Below are 22,385 nucleotides of genomic sequence, written 5' to 3' on the forward strand. Positions count from 1 at the left end.
CCGCAAGCAACTGGAGTACTTCCCTACCTTGCGAGCGGCAATGGAGTATGTTCTGAGTTTAGTGTCCTAACCAACCTGGCGGTTGCTATAACTTAGATACATCTACGATTTATCGAAACTATAATTACCGGATGAAGCTCTGTAACTAAGTTAAGCAAGCAACAATCAACAAAGGCTAATTAGCCCAATAAATTCTTTGATGCAATGATTCCGTAAGTCAACTCATTCGGAACCTTTTGCGCTGCTTGCTGGTAGAAAAACAAGGCTTCAATTATAAAAGTCTGGCCAAATGAATGACCTACCGGAAGAAGCTAATCGAAGTCGCATTACCACTGGAAGCGATTAATCAAGAATCTGCTAGAGAAAAATCAATTAGGCATGGACATCCTTCAACGCTACATTTGTGGTGGGCGCGGCGACCTTTGGCAGCTTGTCGAGCAGTTTTGTTTGCATCTTTAGTAGATGATCCCTCAACTTATCCTGACAAATTTCCCACTGAAGAGGAACAAGAAAAAGAACGCCAACGATTACATGACTTAATTGGGCGAATTGAAAATATTGAAACCAGGGGAAAGTCAACCCAAACTGTTCGCAGTTTAGTATCTTGGGATGACATAACAAATATCAGTGTAGTTGAGGAAGCACAAAGAGAAATTGCTCGTTGCCTTGCTTGGGAAAAAGGTGACGAACCACCAACTAAACCGGAAGAAGTAACAGAGTATTTAAGCAAACACGCACCACCTATTTATGATCCCTTTTGTGGTGGGGGTAGTATACCTTTGGAAGCCCAAAGATTGGGGTTAGAAGCACATGGTAGTGATATTAATCCTGTAGCGGTTTTGATTACTAAAGCCTTGATTGAAATTCCACCGAAGTTTGCAAATTTGCCTCCTGTTAACCCTGATTCTCGGAAAAATTCTCTAAAAACTAAAACATGGTATGGGGCACAGGGTTTAGCTGAAGATGTGCGCTATTACGGGCAATGGATGCGGGAGCAAGCTTTTAAGCAAATTGGACATTTATATCCCAAGGTGAATTTATCGCAGGAGTATGGGGACACTGAAGCAACGGTGATTGCTTGGCTGTGGGCAAGGACTGTGAAATGTCCTAACCCAGCTTGTGGTTGTCAAATGCCGTTGGTACGTTCTTTTGAACTTTCAACTAAGAAAGGGAAGGAAGCTTGGGTAGAACCAATTATTAATCGTAGCCAGCAACCACCTGTAGTAAGTTTTCAAGTGAAGTCTGGCAAGGGTAAGCCACTAAATGAAACTGTTAGCCGCAAAGGTGCAATTTGTATTTCTTGCAGTACTCCTATGCCTTTGGATTATGTTCGCGCTGAAGGGAAAGCGGGAGCTATAGGGGCTAAATTAATGGCTATTGTGGCACAAGGACAAGGTGGGCGGGCGTATTTACCACCAAATGAAGAACATAAAAAAATAGTAGCTTCTATAAAACCAGAATGGAAGCCTGAAACGGAACTTGTTGGTAAAGCTGCTGTTAATGTTCCGCTTTACGGAATGACAAAATATGCAGACTTGTTTTCTTCCCGTCAGCTCGTAGCACTAACTACTTTCAGTGACTTGGTGCGCGAAGCACGGGAAAAGATACTTTCTGATGCTGTAGCTTTTGAAATACCAGATGATAGTTTACCTTTTTGTGAAGGTGGTAAGGGTGCAACTGCTTATGCGGATGCAGTGGCAACTTATTTAGCGATCGCTGTTGATAGATTATCCGATAGAAATTCAACAATTTGTTCTTGGGATACAGGTAGAGATAGCACACGTAATACTTTTGCTCGTCAAGCAATTCCAATGACGTGGGACTTTGCAGAAGCGAATCCTTTAAGTGAGTCAACTGGTAACTTTATTGGTGCAGTTGATTGGATAGCCAAAGTAATTGAAATTTCTCCTTGTAGCACTGAAGGATTTGTCGAACGCATAGATGCTACTAAATCAGATATTTACGCAAAATCAATAGTTGTTTCTACAGACCCACCCTACTACGATAATATTGGCTACGCCGACCTCTCAGAGTTTTTTTATGTTTGGCTACGACGTTCTCTAAGTTCTATCTATCCCGATCTTTTCAGTACTATACTTATTCCTGATAAAGAACGAGAATTAGTGGCTACACCTTATCGCTTTGGTGGTAGTAAACAAAAAGCAAAAGAATTTTTTGAGACAGGACTAGGTGAAACTTTTAAACGGATGCGTGAGATGGCGCATGACGGATATCCTTTGACTGTTTATTATGCTTTCAAGCAAACAGAAACCGATGATGAAGTTTCTCTCACGAAGGGGAAGGGAAACGGTGATAGTAGAGCTTCAACCGGATGGGAAACCATGCTTGAAGGACTTATAAAAGCTGGTTTTACCATTACTGGCACTTGGCCAATGCGAACAGAATTAAGTAACCGCACGGTTGCTAGTGGCACCAATGCCCTCGCCTCATCCATTGCTCTTGTATGCCGTCCTCGCCCAGAAACCGCACCATCCACAACCCGCCGTCAATTGGTCAACATTCTCAAACGCGAACTCCCAGATGCACTGCAAAAACTCCAACAAGGCAACATCGCCCCGGTAGACTTGGCACAAGCCAGCATTGGCCCGGGTATGGAAATATACTCTCGCTATAGCAAAATCCTGGAATCAGACGGCGAACGAATGCCTGTACGTACCGCCCTACAACTAATTAACCAAACCTTAGACGAATTTCTCGCCGAACAAGAAGGAGAATTTGACGCTGAAACCCGCTTCGCGTTGATTTGGTTTGAACAGCATACCTTTAATGAAGGTTTATTTGGCGATGCTGAAACCCTCTCTAAAGCTAAGAATACAGCAGTGCAAGGCTTGGTAGACGCTGGCATCCTCACAGCCAAAGCAGGTAAAGTGCGACTATTACGCCGCGACGAATTACCCAAAAATTGGAATCCCCAAACCGATAACCGCCTCACTGTCTGGGAAGCCACACAGCACATGATTCGGGAATTGCAAGACGGTGCTGGAAATCAAGGCGCTGCAAATTTGCTATCTCAACTGGGAACCATAGGAGAAGCAGCAAGGGAATTAGCTTATCGGCTGTATAACATTTGCGACAGAAAAGGCTGGGCTGCTGAAGGTGTCGCTTACAACAGCTTAGTGATTTCCTGGCCAGAAATTTCTCGCCTCGCTGCTGAAACCGAAGAAAAGATTCCTTTACAAGTAGCGTTGTTTTAAAGATGGAATTTGAAAAGCCTTCATTACCCTCACCCCCTAACCCCCTCTCCCAATATGGAAGAGGGGGAACAAGATCACAACAAACTAATCCTACTCCCCTCTCCCATGCTGGGAGAGGGGGTGGGAGTGAGGGCGCTTCTGACAACTGGCAAGTCTCCCCAGTCCTCCGCCAAAAAATGAAAGAGGTAGCCCGTCAGTTTCGCAAAGAACCTACACCTAGTGAAGCCATCCTGTGGCAAGCCTTGCGAAATAGAAAGTTAGAAGGTAGGAAATTCCGTCGTCAGCAACCAATTGGCTGTTTTATTGTTGATTTTTTTTGTGCAGCAGAACGTCTAATCGTTGAAGTAGACGGAGCCATTCATGAATCTCAAAAGATTCTAGATCAACAACGTCAAGAATTACTTGAATCGTTGGGATTGCGGTTTATACGTATTAGTAGCGATTTAGTAGAAACAAATTTATCTGCAGCTTTAGAAATTATTAGTCACGTTTTTATCCTAGATAGCCCTCATCCCCCAGCCCCTTCTCCCATCCTGGGAGAAGGGGAGTAATTTTACCCCTCTCCCAGGATGGGAGAGGGGCAGGGGTGAGGGCAAATTCAACTATAAACATTAGTATAAAAAATCTATGTCCGTAAGTAACCGCGAACGAGTTGGCAGGGTGCTAGACCTTTTGAGAGATGGCTTATATCCTTTTGTGGAAAGGGAAATGCGTTCCGTTTATGGCGATAAGTGGGTAGTTGCCGCTACACCTTTTGTTCCAGAAGACCACAGCCTCAGACGTAATGTCCAGCAAATCCTCAAGCAGGACGAATCAGCACTGCTGAAACTCATGTCTAATCAGTGGCGTGAAGTGTTCAAAAAGACTCTGGGCAATGCTGAAAGAAGCTTGGTTGTCGAATTAATTGACACGCGCAACTCTTGGGCGCACAACAAGCCACTCTCTACAGATGATGCCTATCGCGCTCTTGATAGCGTATCGCGGTTACTTTCTGCTTTTTCCGCACCAGAAGCAGATGAAGTTGATAAACAAAAACAAGAACTTTTGCGGCTACGCTTTACAGAACAAGCCCGTCGTGAAACTCGTCGTGCTACTCTCCAACCTCTAGAGGGCAATCCTGTAGGCGGTTTAAAACCCTGGCGGGAAATTGTTACACCTCACCCAGATGTTGCTTCTGGTAGCTACCAACAAGCAGAATTTGCTGCTGACCTTTGGCAAGTTTATTTAGATGAAGGTTCGGACGAATACCGTATACCTACAGAGTTTTTTAGTCGTACTTTTCTCACCGAAGGGCTAAAACAACTGCTCACAAATGCCTTGCTACGTCTTGCTAGCAATCAGGGCGACCCTGTTATCGAACTCCAAACTAACTTTGGTGGCGGCAAAACCCACGCGATGCTGGCACTATACCACCTGTTCATGGGAGTTCCAGCATCCCAGTTACCCGGATTGGAACCAGTGCTGGAAGCGGCAAATGTTTTACCTCCGCCAAAAGTTAACACAGCAGTGCTGGTAGGAAATAAAATTTCTCCCGGTCAGCCTCAACATAAAAAAGATGGCACAGTTGTCCGCACACTCTGGGGCGAATTAGCTTGGCAACTGGGCGGTAGGGAAGCCTACGATATGATTCGAGAAGCAGATGAAACTTCAACGAACCCTGGCGATACTCTACGGCTCGTCTTTAACCGCTATGCACCCTGCCTGATTTTAATTGATGAATGGGTAGCTTATGCGCGACAGCTTCACGAAATAAACGACCTTCCAGGGGGCAGCTTTGACACTCACTTTACCTTTGCCCAGACTTTGAGTGAGTCGGCAAAAAACGCTAACCAAACTCTTTTGGTCGTGAGTATTCCTGCATCTGATAATGAGATTGGAGGCGATCGCGGTAAAGCAGCCTTAAGTAGACTCAAAAATGCTATTGGCAGAGTTGAATCTCCTTGGCGACCAGCAAGTGCCGATGAAAGCTTTGAAATTGTGCGGCGGCGGCTGTTTCAACCCATCACCGAAGAAAATGGCTTTATTGCCCGTGATGCCATCATCCGTGCCTTTGCAGAAATGTACCAAAACCAATCTCAGGAATTTCCTAGTGAATGCCGAGAAGGTAGTTACAAACGACGGCTAGAAAATGCCTATCCTATCCATCCAGAACTGTTTGACCGACTTTATAATGACTGGTCAACTCTCGACAAATTCCAACGCACGCGGGGTGTGCTGCGACTGATGGCAAAGGTGATTCATTCACTTTGGGAAGGACAGGACAAGAGTTTGTTAATCATGCCTGCCAGCGTGCCAATGGATGACGGACAGGTACAAACAGAATTGACTCGCTACCTGGAAGATAACTGGGTGCCAGTGATTGAAAAAGATGTAGATGGATATAATTCTCTACCATTGGCGTGCGATCGCCAAAATCCGAACTTAGGACGTTACTCTGCCTGTCGCCACGTTGCTCGGACAATTTACCTTGGTTCTGCTCCCACTCTGAGAGCAGCCAATCGCGGTGTAGAAGATCATCGGATCAAGTTGGGGTGTGTTCAACCAGGGGAAAGTGCTGCAACTTTTGGCGATGCTTTGCGCCGACTTACCGACCAGTCCACACATCTTTATGTCGATAACACTCGTTACTGGTTCTCAACTCAGCCTAGTGTCACCAGACTTGCCCAAGACCGAGCCGAGCAAATCCAACAGGATCAGGATAAAGTTTGGGATGAAATCATTCTCCGATTAAAGGCTGACAAGGATCGTGGTGAGTTTGCCGGAGTACATATTGCTCCCGACTCCTCGGCAGATGTTCCTGATGAAATGGCTGTAAGGCTGGTTGTTATGGGGCCACAACATCCCTATAAAAATAAGGAAAGCGAAACCCAAGCCCGCACCAGAGCTGAAGAAATACTGAACCAAAAGGGAGCCAGTCCTCGGTATTGCAAAAATATGTTGCTGTTCCTGGCACCAGATAAGGCAAAACTGGAGCTATTAGAACAATCTGTTTGCCAGTACCTCGCCTGGAATTCGATTATTCGGGATAAAGAAGCTTTAAACTTAGATGTTTTTCAAAGCAATCAGGCGACGACTAAACAACAGCAAACCGACAAAGATGTAAAAAGTTTAATTCAGGAAGCTTATATCTGGTTGTTAGTGCCGACGCAACCCGACCCCCAAGGAGAAATTGAATGGCAAGAAATTCGATTGCAAAAGCAAGACTCTCCTATTGTGCAAGCAAGCCGAAAAGCAGTTCATGAAGAACATTTGATTTCTAACTATGCCGCTAGTCGTCTGCGCCTAGAAGCCCTTGATCCATATCTCTGGCGCGATGTAAACCACCTCGACCTTAAGAAGTTGTGGGAGTACTTAGCATACTACCTTTACCTGCCACGCATCAAAAATCAACAAGTGCTATTAGAAGCGATCGCAGAAGGAGTTGCAGCAGTACTGTGGAATGAAAACTTTGCTTATGCCACAGGCTGGGATGAATCCAAAGGACGTTATCTTGGTTTGAAAGCAGCTGAACACATTACTCTAACCCTTAGCAGTCAAAATCTGATAGTTAAGCCAGAAGTAGCGCAACGCCAGTTTGAGACAGATGCTGCTGTTAAACCTGTAACTCCACCAGTAGTTAAAGAAAAAACAGGAAGCTATAAAACTGAAAAGGAAAAAACTATTGACACTGTAGTAACAGCAGATGGCTCCTCTGATAGCCAAGTAACTGTCATAGTTCCACCAAAACGTTTCTATGGTTCAGTCAAATTGGACGCATTGCGGCTAAGACGTGACGTAGCACAAATAGCAGACGAGGTTATTCAACACCTCAGTAGTTTGGTAGATGCTGAAGTAGAAATTACCTTGGAACTTCAGGTCACTGTCCCTGAAGGAGTACCAGATAATGTAATTCGCACAGTCAGCGAGAATTGCCGGGTTCTCAAATTTAGTAATCAGGGATTTGAACAAGAATGAAGTTGAGGTAGATAAACTTGTTAGATAGTAATGAGGTAAAGCATTACGTCACATCCGAAGAAGTAAGGGAAAGTCTTGTGGGTTAACGGATTTGAGTGCGATCGCAGCCTCAATTATAGTTACTACTTATTTATTACATGTAGTAACCACGTATCTTCCCATAGTTAATCTCCTTAACAAAACTAAACCCGTCAGGCATCTGACGGGTTTTTTGGGTTCTTAGGGGCAGAACTGATAATTTGATCTATCCATAGCCTGAGAGAATCGTTCTCTTCTCTCAGGCTGCTAATTTTCCCAAGTATTCATTTTGGAGTGCAGCAACTTGTTGTTTTAGATTCTCCAAGTCCGCTTGCATTTTGGCTAAGTCTGGAGTTCCTTGGAGTTCTTCAGCCATGTAAGAACGAATCCATCCCATGATCAATTCTGAGGCTGTCTTGCCTTCAGCCTTAGCTTTATTCATAAAAGCTTCCTTTGTCTCATCATCCATTCTGACAATAATCTGATTGCTCAATTTTGTTGTCTGCCGCTTTGCCATACTACTTTCTGCTGAAAACTTTCAATCTGTAATAACTCTATTTACCTTAATTGTGGTGAATTTTGAAAATTTTGTAGTAACGCTCTTGTTTTAGCAATAACAAGTAATTACAATATAGTAACAAAACAAAGGCGATCGTCCTCCGGGAAGAGACTGCGATCGCCTTTTGTTAAACCCCATCAATGAGGTTACTTAGATGATTATACAAGACGACTTTGATAACCAAGCCTCGGCTCAATCAGAGTTTGAGCAACATATTGACGATTTAGCTGACGCAGTAGCACCAGAAATTGAAATCGACTCAGTACCAGATGAACTGGGAGAACTGTATCGAGTTTGGAACGGTTCCCATCTGCTTGGAACTTTTTATCAGAACCTTGAGGGTAAATGGGTAACACAACCCTGCAATAGCGATAAAAGACATTGCTGTGACACCTCTGCTTCAGCGCAACTTTTGATCATTGCTGTCAACGGGCTACTGGTCGCGGATGTAGCCGCTTAATGGTTTTTCTCTTATCACCTGAAGACGTGGCTAACCTCACGTCTCTTTCTTATTTTTGACGTGTTTGTATTTTATTGTAGTACTGGAAGGACAAAATTATGTATTTATGTACTAAATTACAAAAAACTAGCACTCAGTATCTTTTTCTGATGTATGCTCTGCCTCAATGCTGTAATTAGTAAAAAGAGCAGAAATGGAGATTTTTAATGCTTTTGCCAGCTTTTCAATATTTTTGAGAGAAGGATTACGAGTTCCTGTCTCAATACTTGAGATGTAATTACGGTGAAGCCCAGCTTTTTCAGCCAGTTCTTCTTGAGAGTAATCCAGTTCTCGCCGTCTTCGTCTTATCGCTTTTCCAAAACGATATTCAATATTAATGTTGTTTTCCGTCACACACTAATAGTGAGGTACTGTCAATCATAAATCTACACATAATAAGTGTGATTTTGCACACTATAAATGTTATTTTGAGGACATCGGTGTATTTAGTGAAGTTTAGAAAATAGAAATTGCTATGAGCGTAATCACAATTCAATGTCGATTAGTAGCCAGCGAAGATACCCGCCGCCATCTGTGGCAATTGATGGCGGAGAAAAATACACCTTTGATTAATGAACTACTTGAACAGCTAAGAATACATCCTGATATGGAGCAGTGGTTGAAGAAGGGCAAACTACCAAATGGAGTAATCAAACCACTGTGTGACTCACTCAGTACTCAAGAACGCTTTGTTAACCAACCTAAGCGTTTTTATAAATCAGCTATTGAAGTAGTCGAGTATATTTACAAGTCTTGGTTGGCATTACAGAAAGAACGACAACAAAAAATCGATAAAAAAGAGCATTGGCTCAATATGCTCAAAAGTGATGTAGAACTGGAACAAGAAAGTAACTTTAGTTTAAAGATTATTCGCGCTAAAGCTATTAAAATTTTGCCGCACTATATTGCTAAGGTTGAAGAAATTCATAAGCAAAACATTACAAATGGGAATGTAAATAAGCGTAAAAAAAGCAAAAACAATAATTATACACTGTTTGACATTTTATTTAAGGCTTACGATCAAGCAAAGATTCCTCTTAATCGGTGTGCTATCGCTTACGTATTGAAAAATAATTGTCAGGTTAGCGAAGAAGAGGAAGACCCTAATCGGTATGCTCTACGTCGTAGCAAAAAATTGAAAGAGATTGAACGTCTTAAAGAACAACTGAAATCGAGGATACCTAGTGGTCGTGATTTAACAGGACAAAAGTGGCTACAAAGCCTTTTAGTAGCAACTACCAATGTTCCTGAAAGCGAAAATCAATTTAAAATTTGGCAGAAGCATCTCTTACAAAATCCTAGTTCGATACCATTTCCAGTTCAATTTACAAGCAACGAAGACCTTATTTGGTCAAAAAATGAAAAAGGTCGTATTTGTGTTAGCTTTTCAGGGAAAGAATTCAATAATCCTATCTTTGAAATTTACTGCGATAATAAACAAATTCATTGGTTTCAAAGATTTTTAGAAGATCAGAGCATTAAGCGCAACAACAAAGACCAGTATTCATCTTCTCTGTTTACTTTACGTTCAGGACGTTTAGCATGGCAACACAATAAAGGCAATGACCTTCCCTGGAAGGTTCATCGTTTAACTCTTTCTTGCAGCGTTGATACTCGCTTGTGGACGATTGAAGGGACTCAGGAGTTTAGGCAAGAAAAAGTAGACGAAATTACTCAAGACCTGGCGGACATGGAAAAAAAAGAAAAATTAAATAAACATCAGCGAATTTATGTTAAACGCCTTAACTCAACACTCACTAAAATCGACACCGCCTACCCACGCCCTAATCAAACATTGTATCAGGGTAAAACATCAATTCTCATTGGTGTGAGTTTGGGTTTAGAAAAGCCTGCAACAATAGCTATTGTTGACTGTCCCACAAATAAAGTTCTTGCGTATCGTAGTGTTAAACAGCTACTTGGTGATAATTACAAGTTACTGAACCGTCAGCGACAGCAGCAGCAACGTAATTCTCATGAACGCCACAAAGCTCAAAAAAGGAACACACAAATTAAGTTGTCAGAATTGGAGTTAGGAAAGCACATTGATAACTTACTAGCACAAGCAATTATCACGTTAGCTAAAACTTACCAAGCTGGCAGCATTGTTCTACCCACAATGAAAAATGTACGTGAGGCCATCCAAAGTGAAATAGAAGCTAGGGCAGTGAAAAGATGTCCTAATTACAAAGAAGGCCAGCAACAGTATGCTAAACAGTACCGCCAGAGTATCCATCGTTGGAGCTATAACAGATTGATTGAGTGTATTCAGAGCCAAGCAGCTAAGGCAAACATTTCTATAGAACAAGGCCCACAACCTATTCGAGATAGTCCTCAAGAAAAAGCGCGAGATTTAGCGATCGCTGCTTACCACTTTCGTCAAAATAAATCTTAATCTTCAGATTGAGCAAATATACCGAACCTTGACAATAAAATAAATAATAGCGCCGCAGTTCATGTTCTTTGTAACCGCTGATCTGTGAAAAATATGGGGTAGTTTGACTATTGGAAGATAGTCTTGCTTTCTGACCCTAGTAGCTGCTCACCCTGATGCTGCTGTCTCCGGACAGGAATAAGGTGCGCTCCCAGCAATAAGGGCGCGGATATACTGCTGTAGTGGCTACTAAATCACCTCCGATCAAGGGGGAACCCATACCAATCCTTGTTTCCAGGCATTAGAAGAGATTAAAAATCTTTAGTCGATTCGCGCTTGCGGTGAAAGGGTTTTAGCGTTTAATGGCACACAAATTGCCCATTCAAACGGTAGTTGAAGAAGCATGGAATATAGATCCGCGCTATCAACTCTGGAATCCTTTACAAAACAAGGATTTTATGGAGGAAGGGTTACAATAACCCTTCCCGTGTTGAGCGGGTTGAAAGCGGCAGCCGCCAAATCAGCAGCCAATGCCTGCTGTAAAGTTACAATAACCCTTCCCGTGTTGAGCGGGTTGAAAGTCTACATAAACCCACTCCCTCACTTTATTTCAGGTTACAATAACCCTTCCCGTGTTGAGCGGGTTGAAAGCGAGCAAGGGCTAATTTACCATCAAGGAGGGAAGTTACAATGACCCTTCCCATATTGAGCGGGTTGAAAGACCAAAACAGATTTACTAGGAGCAATTCTAAGAGGAAGTTACAATGACCCTTCCCGTCTCGAGCGGGTTGAAAGGAACCTTTAGACGCAGGCAGATGCTAAATATTCGTTACAATGACCCTTCCCGTGTTGAGCGGGTTTAAAGGTCAGTGAACTTTTAGAACGCCACATTTGTTTAAGTTACAATGATTCTTCTCGTGTTGAGCAGGTTGAAAGGCAGTGTGAGAGATGTCGAAATAAAGATGAAGTTACAAGAGCTTAAGTTAAACTTAAGCTCAGGGTCTTCTATTTGGCAAGTCTGATGTTGACCAGTTACCGTACACAGTCAATAAGTTTCTAATATTGCGACATTAGTTTGTGAACGGTTATCTCGCATGAGGTGCGACACTAATTAGTGAAAGAGCGACATTAATGTGTGAAAAAAACATTAATTTGTGAACGACGACATCTAATTTGTGAATGTACAGAAGTGAATAGCAGTTTACCTGGGGCTGTCAATATTTTGTCAAAACCCTTAATAATTGTGGGCAAGAATATCGGTAAATTGGAAATCTTAACAATTTTCTCCTGATGTTTCACACGCACCAATACTCACCCAGGTGCTAGAACCATCTTGCCAATGTTCTTTCTTCCAAATGGGTGCTTCATGTTTGAGCGTATCAATAGCATATTGGCAAGCTTCAAACGCTTCACTCCGATGAGGAGAACCCACAGCTACTAAAACGCTGATTTCCCCAACTCGCAGACGTCCAACGCGATGATAAATCACGACTCGATTTACATCAGACATAGATAAGCGAATATCAGCAGCAATTTGATAAAATATCCGCAACGCCATCGGTTCATAAGCTTGATACTCTAAAGCAATCACAGGTTTACCATCGGTTTGATTGCGAACCATACCACTCATTACAACCACAGCACCATTGGCTGGATCGTCAGATTTAGCGTAGATTTCTTCTAGGGATAATGGCGCAAAGGTAATGGCAAAACTATCTTCGGCTCTTGGTTTAACAGCAGAGGTAAGTGTGGTTGTCATAACTGCGTTGATATTATATAGGCTTTTTCTATTGTCTCTGAAGAAAGCCTTACTAGTTTATGTTTAGTGTTGCCGATTATTGCTGTAAATGGACTGGCAACAAGTGAACAAGTACCGATCGATAAAACGGCTGAGTGTACAGCCTTTTTACCTAAACCTTATACAACGCAAGAATTATTGAAAACCCTACATGCAGTTATTAATCATTAATCTGCATTATCTAGACGATCGCAGTCATATCTACCTTTAATCTCTTGATTGAAAAAGCTGCCAATTGAGTCAGAGGAATGTAAATCTTCCCAAGTATCCTCATCTACGCCTAAGTACTGATAAACTGCTCCACTTTGAAACTCAACTTGCAAAATCTGTTCGTTGCGATCATAGCCTACAGCCATAGCCATTGATGAGACAACTGGTAGCATGACAATTGGTTCTTCTTCAAAAGGTAATGCAGTCGTTTCGGCAATCGCCTCGTTCAGTTCTTGCAATCCTTCATAAGCTTGTATCGGTGCCGGAATTTCCAAAAACTCTAGTTCGTTACCTCGGTCGAGCAACAACTGCAAATATCCATCAGAGTGAGCGATCGCTACTAAACTGCTCAAGTCTACCTTAGATAGCTTCATTTATTTTGTACTCTCCTATTGGCGTAGTCGGGAGTGGTAAAGTTTTATGCAACATTTAAGCGCTTTTGTAGTACATTTATACTATAAAAGCGCTTTGCCGTCAAGTTTTTTCTCCCAAGCGAGAATTTTAGGTGCGTAGAGACGTTTTAGCAAAGCAGCACGAAGTGTTTTTCTTTGACATCCGGCGAAATACTTACGATTCAGCTTGAGTAAATGGGAGTGTTTGAGTCATCTGTCACAGCAATCTCTGCTTTGTTAGGGGAACTCAAGAGGCGAATTGAAAAATTGCATAAATGTTCAACTCGCCTCAGTTCAGTACTTGAAAATTTCAACCAATTTTTTCTGTGTCTAGGCTTAACGAGTCTCTATTGCTCTTTGTGTCATTCAATTAGCTCACCCTTTTGGGTGAGTCATAGATCAACCGATCAGATGACCTGATTGAAGGAAGTTGAGATTAATAATAAAGAGGAATCTATTACTAAGGAACACCGATCGCATTTTACCTAAATATAACTTATGAAACTTGCTACCTTAATAAATTCTGCACTGATTTTTGCTTCTATTACTCTTGTACCTGGAATCGCTGGCGCTCAAACAGCTACTACTAACAACAGTGAAACAATAGCTATTAACTCTAACAATTTATCTACTAACTCGACTTCTGTGAATTACCTTCAGCCTTTAAATCTAGTCGCTTTTGCTTATCAAGGAGGTTTGCAACAACATGGTATTCCTAGCGGAGAAGCGCTAATACTTAAGACTCAAAATAGAAATATTCTTGCGAAAGATTTGGTTAAAGCTGCTGTGAATGCAAATAAGTTACCATCACAAGTTTTAAACGATCAAAATTATCTAAGTGCTGTGAATTCAGAACTCAACGTATTGCCAGATTATGCTACTGCTGATTAATTTGGTTTTTTTGAAACCAAAATATTTCTGAAACGCTAACATAGTTCTAATCATTCAACATTACACGGGCTTGTTTATAAACTGTTATTGCATGTAATAAAACCTGACTACGCCATGTTACCTTGGAGGGTGAAAAGACCTCAAGCAATCGCGGTTTAGAGGGAACAAAGAAGCTTCTCTGTGCATTGTGATACAGTCGATTCTCGTTGCGTAACGCAGCTAGAACACGGAGCATATTATAAGTTCCAAACTCACAGGTAATCCCATCATATCGGACACCATGAAGGCGTTGTGCCAGAGCGTGGGTAAAACCACCACGGACAAGGTAGCCACCTTTGCGGTCATAACGGCTTTTCAACCTAGAGCCAAATGCACGGTGCGCCCGTGCGACTTGCTCTGGATTAGACTCTCCTTCAAGTAGCAAAGATAGTTCGCCAAACTTGCCGAGACCACTGTGCAGGTCAACGTGTACAATTCTTTCTCGGTGACTAAGCGTCTTGTCAAGAAATAATAATAGTTGAGACAACCCAGGCTGTAACGATTTACCGCCAAAGAAAAGACCTTGGGGATATTCATATTGCCCTGTTGCCACAGCACTTTTCAGGTTCTCGTAGCCATGTTGAAGCACTGCTTGCATGAGTTGCAATAAAAAGAAATCCCTTGTCGGTGGCGAGGGTGGATTCAGTAGAGGGTCAAGGAGACTATAAGTCGGATGTACGCCTTGGTACTCCTTTTCGTCAGCGAGAAAGTTGCGATTCAGGTCTACGTTTTGGCTATCCACGCGTCGCAGATTTGCCATTCCCCAAGGATTGAGTACATGAAGCCAAAGCGTAGAGATTTCAGGATTAAGAGACAGCAAATAAAGTTGAGCAGCACTACCAGCAAATCCCTCAATGCCGTGGAGTCCGCTACTAAAGACAAGGACGTGAGGAGACTGGGGGTTTCCAGACCAAGCCCAGTCGATAGTCAGACCATCGCTGACCTCTATTGCTCCGTGTTCTAACAAATGTGTTGTTTTTCGGAAACGTTCTTGAGCTTGCGCGTAGTCTTGAGAAAACCAAGAGTAAATATCATCCATTTAATTCACATTTGATTGTGACGGTTTTGGACTTTCGCTATGCTTATACAAGCGATCGTGGATTGTTTGGCAGACCTCGATCGCTTGACTAGTACTGACGATGTGCCTCAGTACTGGGCTATCGCCATTAAATTCACTAATTAGCAGATAATTTCGGTGATGTGCGTTAATACCAGACTCTGCTAAGAACTTGACAGCATCAAAAAAACCACAAGTAACTACTAGCATTGGCACTTTTTGGTCTTCGAGTAAAATAACAGGAATATTCGCTAGTTGTAGCTTAAGTCTTGCTATTTCAAAATCTCGTTTTGACGCAAGCTCTAGGACAATTGACCGAGGATCGAGTATGGTCGCCTTTGATGTCTTTCCATTGCCGATTACCGTTCCAATACGATAATCATCCCGATTATATCGACAGACGATTTGCACTCCTTTATCTTTGGCAACTTGTACTGATATATAGTGCAAAACTTTTGCACCGCTGAGTGAAAAGTTGATTGCGGTGTCAAAAGATACAGTTTTAAGCAGTCTAGTGTTTTGAATGAGATTAGGATCGGCGCTGTAAATTCCACTGACATCAGAAAAAATCTCGCAACTTTCAAGTTCAAGTGTTGCTGCTAGGATCACAGCAGTAAAGTCAGAACTGTTTCTACCAAGGAATGTGGGACGATTGTGTGGATCAACCGCTTGACCACCAGGAACTAGTACAATATCAACCTCTGCAAGTGCTTGTTTTAGCACTGTTCCATCGATTCTTTGGATCGAAGCATGGGAGAAGTTGGAGTCTGTAATAATACCTAGTTGATAGCCAGAGAGGACTTTCGCAGAAGTACCTGTTGCCTCGACTGCTAAACGAAGCAGATTTGCCCCGATAGTATCAGCAAGTGGAAGAAGTGAGTCTAGTGCTTCTGGTGATGGATTTGTGTTGATCTCAAAAGCGAGTTTATGAAACTCATCCGTTAGACCAGTCATAGCACTAACTACCACTACAAGCTTCTGGCTATCTTGTTCGAGCCGAGATTTGAGAAATCCTGCAATGGTGTTGAAATCAGTATTACGTTGAAAGGTTGACCCACCGAACTTGAGGACGCGGATTTGCATTTTAAATCACCTGCCTTTGAATCATCTCCTCGGCGATTTGGATCGCGTTTAAAGCTGCACCAATCCGAAGATTGTCAGAAACTAGCCAAAACCATCCAGCTTTGGGATTATTGGGGTCAATTCTAATTCGACCAACATGGATATAATCGGGATTATCTATGGTTCGCGGTGTCGGATAACCTTGCGTAGCTTCATCGTCATAAACTGTCACTTCTGGAGCATGACGGAGCAATTCAACGATATGATTGCGATCTAAGTCGCGATCGCATTCAAAATAGACTGCTTCTGAGTGACAGTTAATAACTGGCACTCGCACGCAAGTTGCAGAAACCTTCAAGTCAGGACGGTTGAGTATCTTCTGCGACTCCTGAAGCATTTTTTGCTCCTCCAGTGTGAAGTGGTTATCAAGAAGCACATCAATGCTGGGAATCAGATTGAAGGCCAAAGGCAGAGGAAAGCGCTCTGCTTTTGGTGGTTCTAGTGGAGTTTTGATGATTTGTAAACAACCGTTTTTGAGTTCCTCAATACCTGTGACACCTCGACCAGAAGCAGATTGATATGTACTGACAATCACCTGCTTGACGTGGTAACTTTCTTCAATCGGCTGTAGAAGGCGTACCAACGGAATTGTTGAGCAGTTTGGATTAGCGATGATTCCACTTTTAGGCCGCTCTACTAAAAGATGACGGTTTACCTGCGGAACAACAAGTGGTGTATCGGGGTTCATCCGAAACGCATTGGTGTTGTCAATCACAATTGCACCTTGCTCTACTGCCTTGCCTACCCACTCACGACTAATGGGGGTTCCAGCAGCAAAGAAGGCAATGTCAACACCTGTAAAGTCAAAGTCCGCCAAATCGCAAACTTCATAATCGCGTCCACCCTGAGTTAAGCAACGACCGACTGAGCGCGATGAAGCGACTAAATGCAAGTTTGAATATTTAAAAGAGCGCTCCTCAAACAGGGACAAGAAAGTAGTACCGACGATACCTGTCGCTCCGACAATCGCGATACTAGGATTTTTCTGAACAATTGGCATGGCTTTCTCCGTAAAAACTTTGTAGTGGATAAGATTTTAAGTTCAACATCCACAGTTGTTGATTAGCTCACATCTTTGAAGCCAAGTTAGTTGGTAATAATGACCAGTTTAAGTTCACAGCAAGGCTGGCGAGTACGATGAGTGCAACGCCGACTCCCTGTATTGGCTCTAAGATATGCCCGTAGATGACGTAATCACTAAGCATCGCACTAGCCGGATTAGCAAAAGTAAGAACTGCGATCGCTGATGTTGTGAGCTTTTGGTAGGATGAATACATCAAAATGTATACAATACCAGTGTGAATTACACCTAACCCCAGTAGGTAGTACCAGTGGTTGCCAAAGAGAGGAACTTTTTCAAGAGAAGTGAAAGGTAGAAGCAAAAATACTCCCAGTGTCAAATGAATTAGGACGATGAGGTGGGGGCGCACGCCCTCAAGACACTTGACAAGGAGCGTAGTCAGAGCATAAAAGATAGCTGCGAGTAGAGCAAATAATATACCGACAATATAAGAACTGTGGAATGACACCATAGTGAACCGCAGTTTAGTAACCAGCACTAATCCTAAAAATGCGATCGCAATCCAGCCAATTTTGTTTTTGGAAATAGTAGTCTTAAGTATTAAACTACCTAGTATAACTACAAAAAAAGGTTGGGTATGATAGACTACAGTCCCCAGTGCTATTGAGGTTAAAGAGAAGGATTTGAAAATCAATACCCAATTGAAGATCAGCGATACACCACTGAGTAAAGCCAAGGTTAGTAGTCGCAAGGTTAAATTGTGTTGCTTAAAATATCCTTTAAAATAGCAGAATAAACCCAAGAATATTGCTCCGAATATACAGCGAAAAAATACAACATTAAAAATTGCTTGATGCGACTCCTTAAAAAATACACCAACTGTTCCTGACACAAGCATAGCAACGGTCAGTTCAATAGTCCCAGTAGAAAAGTTTTCCTTTTTCATCTTTAAATAAGACTAAAAATATTCAACTTTTACTTGTATCCCCAAACCTGGAATAATCTAGCAAAGACTATGATACTTTCTGGTTTTTCAATAAATTGACCTAGCTCTGTTAAAAGAGAATCTATCTCTTTTGGTGAGGCAAGCTTTTCGGAAATAATTGCTTCTTTAATATTCAGCAGCGTTATTTGGGGAATTATTTTTTCTGAAAGTTTTGTAAATATTGGTTGTACTAAATTCACTTGAACATTTTTAAACCCTGACTCTCTCAAAATTTTAGGAATTTTAGCTCCTAGATCAACATTTCCACCTCTTCGATCAATTACCTGACGGTGTAGTTCAAGATATCTTGCAAAAGCCTGAGATTCTGGATGACAGTAATATCCAGAAAAGTCTGTTTCTTCAACTATAGCAACTCCCCCAGGTTTTAAAGCATGATACATTTTTGTAGTCACTATTCCGGGATTTGTTAAATGTGCTAGTAAAAACCGAGAATAAGTCAAGTCGTATTGTGATTCTTCATCGATATCAAAAGCATTTAATGCTCTAAATTGAATATTAGTAAATTCCTGTTGAAATTCTTCTTGAATCAACTGGATAATACTATTATCCATATCTATGCCAATGACTTTACCTTTTTCTCCTATTAATTTAGCTATCTCTGTAGTTACATCACCACCTCCACATCCCACATCTAGACAGTGCATTCCTTCACTAATTCCAACGTTTTTTAAAAGATTTAGTGTAGTTTCTTGCACAACTTCTGCTAGTACTTTCAGACGGTCTTTACCTTTTTGACCTCCGGAAATTACATAATTAGTTTTCATTTTACTGTCCTCTCATTATGTCAACAACATTTAATCTTTCGGATGATTAATCAAAAATCATTCAGAGTATTTAGATTGAAAATGCAAAGCCGTACATTTGAGTTTGATTAACATCATTCATTTGGCGTGTATCAAGTTGGGTAAAGCCAAATTTATTATAGAGACGATGACCTTGGGTAAATTGAGTAAAAGACCATAGCTCTATATGAGTTTTTCCCTGTAATTGTGCCCAGTCAACCGCAGTTTTAAGTAATTGGTAGCCTAAACCAAGACCTCGAAAATCCCGTTTAAGATAAAGCCTGACGATTTCAGCTTCTGAAGATTTGATTATTTTTACACCTACAGTCCCAATAATTTCTTCTTGCACTAATAGAACAAAGAAAGCAGCAGATTTTTGATTGTATTTTTGCTCAAAATCTAAAATATCTGGGATTTCTTGAGAAACTTCAAATACAAGACCATGCTCAATATAAACCTCACGCATAATATTGATTATGCTAGGAACATCATTATGAGTGGCTAAACGAATTTTGGAATTAATAGTTGGTTTTGTTGACATAGGTAGCTATACTTGTCTTCAGTTTTGTTTGGTAAACAAGTTTATTAAAGTTAAGATAAAACCTTTTGACTGAGTAACTTGAGGTTAAGAAAAGCTTCGAGTCCTTCGGTTCCGCCTTCATATCCATAGCCACTGTCTTTAATACCTCCCACTGGTGCATTCGGAGGCACTCCACTCAGTTGATTGATGCCGACATTACCTACTTCTAAAGCCCTAGCGGCAGCCTCTGCTACTACAGGCGAACTAGTAAATACGTAAGCTGCAAGTCCATAAGCATTACTATTTGCTTGATGAATTGCTCGATCAAAGTCGGCAAAAGGTGCAATGGGGATGATCGGCCCGAATGGTTCCTCATTCATAATGGCTGCATCGTCTGGAACTTCAATAAGTACTGTAGGCAAAAAGAAATATCCTGGTCTTGGCAGCCTTTTTCCTCCAGTTACCACACACCCGCCTTTAGCTACTGCATCAGCAACTAAGCGTTCCATTGCTGCAATTCGACGGGGGTTTGCCATTGGCCCCATGTCAGTGTTCTCGTCCATCCCATCACCGACTCGAATATTTTGTACAAGTTCTGTGAAGCGTTTGAGGAATGGTTCATAGAGAGTTTCATGCACATAAATTCGGCTAGGTGCATTGCAACTTTGACCAGAGCCTTTAAACTTGTAAGCAGCGATCGCTTCAGCAGCAGTATCAACATCTGCATCTGCAAAGACGATCGCTGGTGCATGACCACCAAGTTCCAGGGTACAGCGTACTAGATGATCTGTAGCTAGCTTTGCCAGTTGTTTCCCGACTACTGTCGAACCCGTGAAAGAAAGCTTCCTGATAATTGGCGAAGCAAGAAGATGTTTAGAAATCGCTGGTGGATCGCCAAAAACTAAATTGACTACACCAGGTGGCAATCCGGCATCAATCAATGCCAGTGCGATCGCTACAGCTGAACTTGGTGTTTCTTCCGCAGCCTTGAGAATTATTGTACAACCAGCAGCAAGTGCTGGTGCTATTTTTCGGGCACAAACAACTGCTGGATAGTTCCACGGTGTAAAGGCAGCGACAACACCAATTGGTTCAGGTACGATAAATCTGTGATAGTCTGTCACAGGAAAATTACGGTACTCTAAAATTCGTTTTGCTTCTTTGGCGTTCCAAGCAATGGTTTCGGCTGCTCGGATCAATTCTTGGCGGGATTCGCTTACTGGCTTACCTTGTTCGCAGGTAAGCAAGAGTGCGGCAGCATCAATACGGTCATAAAGTAATGTCGCTGCCCGATCTAATATCTTCACACGAGTACTTACTGGTGTATCACGCCAAGTTAAAAAGCTTTTTTTGGCAGCAACGAGTGCTCGGTCAAGATCGGTTTGACTTGCATAAGCTACCCGTCCTATTACCTGTTCGTTAGCTGGATTGATTAATTCCCCAAAACGATTATCGCTGCCATTACACCAGTTGCCGTCAATTAACAAACCAAACTCTTGATTCATAAAAGAGTTTTATGGGTAGTAGTACCATTAGTTCAACAGAAGCGCAAACATACTTGCACATTTAAATTCCAGTGCATTACCTTGTTGCTGAAAGCGTTGCTGCCTTGCCAACAAGTGCCTCTCCATTCCGACCCAGTACTTGGGTATCTGGGCAGATCAGGATCAGAGCATACTGAGTATAAGGTGTCAAACCGATTCCTAAATGGAACACCCCGTTACTGCCGCCATAAGTTTCGTTCATACCGAAATTCCCAGGTAGAAGTTCGTGAGCGGTATTAATGCCAAACCCCATTTCCCAAATAATCCGGTAACGGGAATCTAACATAAACATATTATTGAGCATATCAACTGCTGGTTGAGCTTCTGGATGAGATGCCCGTAACTCTGTAATCAGACCGTTATTAACGGTAGCAATGACTGCGCGATCGCGCATACACTCAAGCCATTTGTAAATTCGCATCTGATCTTCAGATAAAAAGGAAACTGCTCCTGAGTGGACTGTAGGCTGACCCTGCAACGCAATCTCACCGTTCACTGCTAGCCTGAGGTTGGCGTTAAATCGCATGATATCATCGGGTAGTGCGCTGAGTTCCCCTGCTGGCGCGATTTGCTGTTCTCCCCATTCGATAAATCCTGCCTGTTGGTTCCACTCATAGCTGTCATCTAGGTGTTCAAAGATTGCTTTAGTACCTTGAGCTTCGTTGACAATTTCCAGATACTCACTATTCCTTCCCAAATCGAAGAAGCGATCGGCAAAGGCTTCTAGTTTTTCAGGATCGGTGCGCTCCATGATTCCCAAAAAATGCTGAATCGCTAATAATGACGTTGGTGTGGAATTGCAAGGCATGACGACTAGCTTGCGCTGTCCCAGCTTTTCGGGTGCAGGAGACTCAAAGAAGTATTGGGGAGAAATCACAAGAACATGAGCTGGCTCAGGAATACTTTCGTTTAACAACTGTTCAAACGATCGCTCTGCATCATAAGACACAATTTTTGTAGAAGTATAGCCGCTATCTTCTCCAATTTGGAACTGGTTTACTAAAGAGGAGTTGGTAACAAGGCAGAAATGACTATCTTCGCTAGCTCCAAATTGACGAAGGCGTTGTGGACGGATGAGTATAGTTTCCATTTTGATAATATCCTTAAATACAAAATGTTGATTCTTTACAGAACTGACTTAAAAACAACCTAAAATACTATTTTTAGTAATTGTCACCATATTTATACTTGAATAAATAAGTATATATGAACGTTGATTTATTCTGAAAAATTACTACTTCATAATATACAAACTTTTCTATTTCGTTTAATAAATAGGAGAAATAAATTCCTCCTATTTATTCGGCTGTTATGCAAATAAATTACATTTTTTAGAATTCAGACTTGTTAACAAGTCTGAATTGTTGAGGTTTATTAAAACAAC

The 22,385-nt window shown here is 41.9% G+C and carries 18 protein-coding genes; 6 read left to right on the forward strand and 12 right to left on the reverse strand.

Going from position 1 to position 22,385, the window contains the following annotated elements; all coding sequences use genetic code 11:
• Positions 1–293: 293 nt before the first annotated feature.
• From V7K89_RS20195 to V7K89_RS20205, 3 genes are all read left to right on the forward strand, one after another.
• Positions 294–3,215, forward strand: coding sequence for a DUF1156 domain-containing protein (locus tag V7K89_RS20195; protein ID WP_335190209.1), 2,922 nt, complete (start codon positions 294–296; stop codon positions 3,213–3,215).
• A 2-nt stretch (positions 3,216–3,217) separates the two neighbouring features.
• Entirely contained in the window at positions 3,218–3,766 is a 549-nt protein-coding gene (locus V7K89_RS20200) for an endonuclease domain-containing protein (protein ID WP_335190211.1), read from the forward strand.
• Between the two features lie 76 nt (positions 3,767–3,842).
• The gene (locus tag V7K89_RS20205; RefSeq protein ID WP_335190213.1) at positions 3,843–7,169 is read left to right on the forward strand and encodes a Swt1 family HEPN domain-containing protein; all 3,327 of its coding nucleotides are present in this window, start codon (positions 3,843–3,845) and stop codon (positions 7,167–7,169) included.
• Positions 7,170–7,446: 277 nt separating this feature from the next.
• On the opposite strand, the gene V7K89_RS20210 is transcribed toward V7K89_RS20205, so the two are convergent.
• Positions 7,447–7,704, reverse strand: coding sequence for a hypothetical protein (locus V7K89_RS20210; RefSeq protein ID WP_094343937.1), 258 nt, complete (start codon positions 7,702–7,704; stop codon positions 7,447–7,449).
• A gap of 196 nt (positions 7,705–7,900) precedes the next feature.
• On the opposite strand from V7K89_RS20210, the gene V7K89_RS20215 reads away from it, so the two are divergent.
• Positions 7,901–8,206, forward strand: coding sequence for a hypothetical protein (locus V7K89_RS20215; protein WP_335190215.1), 306 nt, complete (start codon positions 7,901–7,903; stop codon positions 8,204–8,206).
• 126 nt (positions 8,207–8,332) lie between these two features.
• Here the strand turns inward: V7K89_RS20215 and V7K89_RS20220 are convergent, their stop codons facing one another.
• Complete coding sequence (locus V7K89_RS20220) at positions 8,333–8,599, reverse strand: helix-turn-helix domain-containing protein (protein WP_335190217.1); 267 nt, start codon at positions 8,597–8,599, stop codon at positions 8,333–8,335.
• A 121-nt stretch (positions 8,600–8,720) separates the two neighbouring features.
• Here V7K89_RS20220 and cas12k point away from each other — a divergent pair, with 121 nt between their 5' ends.
• Positions 8,721–10,640: a type V CRISPR-associated protein Cas12k gene (gene cas12k, locus V7K89_RS20225; protein ID WP_335190218.1), complete on the forward strand. Its 1,920-nt coding sequence runs from the start codon at positions 8,721–8,723 to the stop codon at positions 10,638–10,640.
• A gap of 1,252 nt (positions 10,641–11,892) precedes the next feature.
• On the opposite strand, the gene V7K89_RS20230 is transcribed toward cas12k, so the two are convergent.
• Together V7K89_RS20230 and V7K89_RS20235 are read right to left on the reverse strand one after the other, a co-directional pair.
• Positions 11,893–12,378: a molybdenum cofactor biosynthesis protein MoaE gene (locus tag V7K89_RS20230; RefSeq protein ID WP_335190220.1), complete on the reverse strand. Its 486-nt coding sequence runs from the start codon at positions 12,376–12,378 to the stop codon at positions 11,893–11,895.
• Between the two features lie 206 nt (positions 12,379–12,584).
• Entirely contained in the window at positions 12,585–13,001 is a 417-nt protein-coding gene (locus tag V7K89_RS20235; RefSeq protein ID WP_322662161.1) for a KTSC domain-containing protein, read from the reverse strand.
• 516 nt (positions 13,002–13,517) lie between these two features.
• Between V7K89_RS20235 and V7K89_RS20240 the strand changes: the two genes are divergently transcribed.
• Positions 13,518–13,910 (forward strand): hypothetical protein, encoded by a 393-nt coding sequence (locus V7K89_RS20240; protein WP_335190222.1) that lies wholly within the window; start codon positions 13,518–13,520, stop codon positions 13,908–13,910.
• Between the two features lie 46 nt (positions 13,911–13,956).
• On the opposite strand, the gene V7K89_RS20245 is transcribed toward V7K89_RS20240, so the two are convergent.
• The 8 genes from V7K89_RS20245 to V7K89_RS20280 form a co-directional block, all read right to left on the reverse strand.
• The gene (locus V7K89_RS20245) at positions 13,957–14,988 is read right to left on the reverse strand and encodes a M14 family metallopeptidase (protein WP_335190224.1); all 1,032 of its coding nucleotides are present in this window, start codon (positions 14,986–14,988) and stop codon (positions 13,957–13,959) included.
• Entirely contained in the window at positions 14,989–16,089 is a 1,101-nt protein-coding gene (locus V7K89_RS20250; RefSeq protein WP_335190226.1) for an amino acid kinase family protein, read from the reverse strand.
• Position 16,090: 1 nt separating this feature from the next.
• Positions 16,091–17,128 carry an aspartate-semialdehyde dehydrogenase gene (locus tag V7K89_RS20255; RefSeq protein WP_335190228.1) on the reverse strand — a complete coding sequence of 346 codons (1,038 nt, stop codon included), beginning with the start codon at positions 17,126–17,128 and terminating at the stop codon, positions 16,091–16,093.
• A gap of 67 nt (positions 17,129–17,195) precedes the next feature.
• Entirely contained in the window at positions 17,196–18,095 is a 900-nt protein-coding gene (locus tag V7K89_RS20260) for a DMT family transporter (RefSeq protein WP_335190230.1), read from the reverse strand.
• A gap of 29 nt (positions 18,096–18,124) precedes the next feature.
• Positions 18,125–18,919 carry a methyltransferase domain-containing protein gene (locus V7K89_RS20265; RefSeq protein ID WP_335190232.1) on the reverse strand — a complete coding sequence of 265 codons (795 nt, stop codon included), beginning with the start codon at positions 18,917–18,919 and terminating at the stop codon, positions 18,125–18,127.
• A gap of 70 nt (positions 18,920–18,989) precedes the next feature.
• Positions 18,990–19,478, reverse strand: coding sequence for a GNAT family N-acetyltransferase (locus tag V7K89_RS20270; protein ID WP_335190234.1), 489 nt, complete (start codon positions 19,476–19,478; stop codon positions 18,990–18,992).
• 50 nt (positions 19,479–19,528) lie between these two features.
• Positions 19,529–20,962 (reverse strand): NAD-dependent succinate-semialdehyde dehydrogenase, encoded by a 1,434-nt coding sequence (locus V7K89_RS20275; protein WP_335190236.1) that lies wholly within the window; start codon positions 20,960–20,962, stop codon positions 19,529–19,531.
• Positions 20,963–21,038: 76 nt separating this feature from the next.
• On the reverse strand, positions 21,039–22,091 hold the full coding sequence (locus V7K89_RS20280; protein WP_335190237.1) for a hypothetical protein: 1,053 nt from the start codon (positions 22,089–22,091) through the stop codon (positions 21,039–21,041).
• Positions 22,092–22,385: the final 294 nt, after the last annotated feature.

It is taken from the genome of Nostoc sp. (assembly GCF_036917515.1).
Lineage (GTDB): Bacteria > Cyanobacteriota > Cyanobacteriia > Cyanobacteriales > Nostocaceae > Nostoc.